We start from the raw sequence: 3,375 nt of genomic DNA on the forward strand, positions 1-3,375 counted from the left end.
AGGGCATTGGCGGCTGTCGGGGATACCTTGGGTATTAAACTTAAACATAATGCTGCTTAATTTTGATTAGTTACTTAAAAAAATATTCAGAATTGTAGCATATTGGGGAATACTAATTGCTCGGACTATTAATTTCTTAAATAGCTGCATAAAATATAGCATCTAAGGTAGTGTAAAATAAACTGTGTCACGCATTATTTCCTATTAGAAAACTCATCGGTCGGGGAACGGCCAGCGCCAAGGGGCGGGACCACCCGTCCCGACGAGCGTAAAATTACAATAATTTAAATCGCTCTCCAAACTTTATGGCTAATTGTTGTGAGATTGTAGCCCAGTTAGCCAGTGGCATGGTCCACTTCTTCCGTATATTGCGGTATGCAAGATAAACTAGTTTCTCAAGGGCTGTATCCGATGGGAACACGCCTTTGTTTTTTGTTACCTTACGGATCTGACGGTGATACCCTTCAACAGTATTTGTGGTATATATGAGTTTACGGATAGCCGGAGTGTACTGGAAGTATTCGGATAGCTTATCCCAATTGTCTTGCCATGATCTGATGACGATAGGATACTGTTCACCCCATTTCTCTTCCAGCTTAAGAAGTTCATTTTCTGCAGATTCTTTATTTACAGCCTGATAAACGCATTTCAAATCCTTCAGGAATTCCTTTTGATTTTTGGAGCCTACATATTTGATGGAATTACGAATCTGATGTACAACACAAAGTTGTACGGCTGTATTGGGATAAACACTTTGGATTGCTTCAGGAAAACCTTTCAAGCCGTCTATACAGGCAATAAGAATATCTTCGACTCCACGGTTCTGAAGGTCTGTTAGTGACGATAGCGCTGAATCGGTACCATTGTAGCGCTGCAATCGGTACCGTCATGACGCTGCAAACGGTACCGCATTCAGTTCTGTAAGATTCTTTGCAAATGTATATTATTTTTTCTTTCGCTGTCTCATAGACTCGCCTTTTAACTCAATTTTATTAGCGTTGGCCACGAGACGGTCCATAATGGCATCCGCCAAGGTTGGGTCTCCTATGTAATCATACCATTTTGAGATAGGAAGCTGTGATGCGATGATCATTGACTTTCGTTCATATCTCTCTTCCAGGATCTGAAGCAGAGCCAACCTGGTATTGGTGTCCATCGGCTGCAGACCGAAGTCGTCCAATATAATCAGGTCATTCTTCTCCAAGGAAGTAATCATCTTGAGGAAGGTGTTGTCCAGTTTGGACAGTGTGATTTTCTCGATGAACCGGTTCATATTAAGATAGACGGTTCTGAAGCCCAAGGTGCAGGCTTGTCTGCCAATGGCGCATGCCAGGAAGGTCTTTCCACAGCCGCATTTACCTTGTATCAGCAGATTCTCATGTCTGCGTATGAAGGAACAGTCGGCCAGTGCAGCCAGCTGTTCAGTTGTAATGTTGCGTTCTGCCCCACAGGCAACATCCTCAATCATGGCACTGTAGCGGAGTTTGCTGGTTTTGAGGAACATTTCTGTTTTACGTTCCTTCCTTTCCAATATTTCTGCCTCTACCATCTTGGCTATGGCAAAATCAAATGAGGGACGGCTTTGCACCGGAAGAGTCATCAGGGATTCCAGCGTATTCGCCATTCCCTTCAGTTTCAACTCCTTGAGTTGTATGACGGTTTCTTGTGTATTCATATAAATAAGAGTTTAAATGTTGGAAAACGCTTCTGCACCCCGTACATATTCATTGGTTGGGATACAGCATACATTGGGTCGGTTTTCAGCTTTATCCAGATTGTTCTGAAGGATATTCTTGAGCATGCTGTAAGTTACGGTTCCGCTTTCAGACACACGCTTGCAGGCATTCTCAAGCCTTTCCTTACCATATTTTTTACGCAAGGACAATATACCTTCGCAAGAGCGGTAGGCATGGCTTACGTACTTCGGTGAAGCCAATACCTTTTCTACGGCTTTCAGTGTATACATGCCGATAACCTCTGCCTCTTCCAGGTAAAAGGCGGCATTCCGTCCTTTGCTGTGCTGGTATTCCAGATGATTCTCAGGCATGTGCGCGTCCTCTGTAGAACGTCCGGCTATGAAGCTTCTTTTATGCAGGGCTATTCGTTGGGTGTTCAGATATACTTCCACGGTTTCTGTATCCCAGACCACGGTTACTCTTTGTCCTACATAAATGTATGGGACGCTGTAAAGATGCCGTTCTTCAAGCCGTCCTACGGTGACATGGTAATCACCGGTCAGTTTCACTTCCTTGCGGTAACGGAAGCGGAAAGGGGTGATGGGGAGCGGCCCAAGACAGCCTTGTTCTTCGGCTTCAAACACACTCCTGCGGCTTTTTCCGGTAGTTCTGGAAGGACGGTCATTAAACTTGTCTGTCAATTCAAAGATACGGCTGTTGAGCTCATCCAAAGAATGGAACACTTCATGCCGGATGGCAGCATATATAAACTGGTAGAACTTGTATACGATTCCTTCTACAGGACCTTTATCACGTGGCTTCCGTACACGGCAAGCCTCCAGGGTAGTATTGTAGTAGCTTGACCATTCCAGCGCAGCATTGTTGAATGTAGGCTCGTAACGGTCTGACTTTTTCATCCATTGGGTCATGTTGTCGCTCTTGCACACCTCAGGACATCCTCCAAAATAGGTTATGGCATCCGACAAGCCACTGAAAAAGTATTCCATGCTTGCATGATACATGGCTTTGGCATAGCCCATACCGCTGAACGGCAGCATACAGCAGAGGACAACTACGGGTATATGCTCCTGACTTTTCCGGTCTGTAACATAGAGCTTGTCACCAGCAAAATCAATCTGCATCTCACATCCCGAGATGTAAGTGTTGTGGTAAGACAGGTTGTTGGCATACTGATAATCACGGATATGCTTCTTGAGCTGCGTGTACGCATAGCCGTTGGGATGCTCCTTGAGATATTCCTCGTGTAGCAACTGTATGGTCAGGTGGCGGTGTCTGGCAAGATCTTCTGCATAGTCTGGCAACAGCTCTTTCAACTCGTTTTTCTGTTCAGAAGGTTTAGGGGTTGGTGGAGACTGCAGCAGACTGTGGATTTGCCCTTCACTCATCCGGCCTATTGTGCCGTAATCAACTTTGGCTTCATCGGCCAATTTCTTGTATCGGTTTAAGACTCCACGGCCTATGTGCAGTTGTGCACATATTTCCCGTTGAGGAGTGGAAGCCGACAGCATTTGAAATGCTCTTTTTAATTTTACCATATTCAACGTTCTGTTTGCCATATCTTAAAGGGCATTGATTGATCGGACCTTTAAGATATGAAGTTTATTTAAGTACATGACAAAAATTTGAAAACATCGAATTTTGGGGTATAAGTCGGACGCAGAAGTATTGTTGAAATCTC

The 3,375-nt window shown here is 44.5% G+C and carries 2 protein-coding genes and 1 pseudogene; all 3 read right to left on the reverse strand.

Annotated features, from left to right (window positions below; translation table 11 throughout):
* Nucleotides 1-274: 274 nt before the first annotated feature.
* Nucleotides 275-877: pseudogene (locus NSB03_RS20210) on the reverse strand (IS256 family transposase); the annotation flags it as partial.
* Nucleotides 878-943: 66 nt separating this feature from the next.
* Nucleotides 944-1,675: an IS21-like element helper ATPase IstB gene (istB, locus tag NSB03_RS20215; protein WP_024988847.1), complete on the reverse strand. Its 732-nt coding sequence runs from the start codon at nt 1,673-1,675 to the stop codon at nt 944-946.
* 12 nt (nt 1,676-1,687) lie between these two features.
* Nucleotides 1,688-3,253 carry an IS21 family transposase gene (gene istA / locus NSB03_RS20220; RefSeq protein ID WP_024988848.1) on the reverse strand — a complete coding sequence of 522 codons (1,566 nt, stop codon included), beginning with the start codon at nt 3,251-3,253 and terminating at the stop codon, nt 1,688-1,690.
* Nucleotides 3,254-3,375: the final 122 nt, after the last annotated feature.

The sequence above is a fragment of the Bacteroides acidifaciens genome, assembly GCF_024623065.1.
Taxonomy (GTDB): domain Bacteria; phylum Bacteroidota; class Bacteroidia; order Bacteroidales; family Bacteroidaceae; genus Bacteroides; species Bacteroides acidifaciens.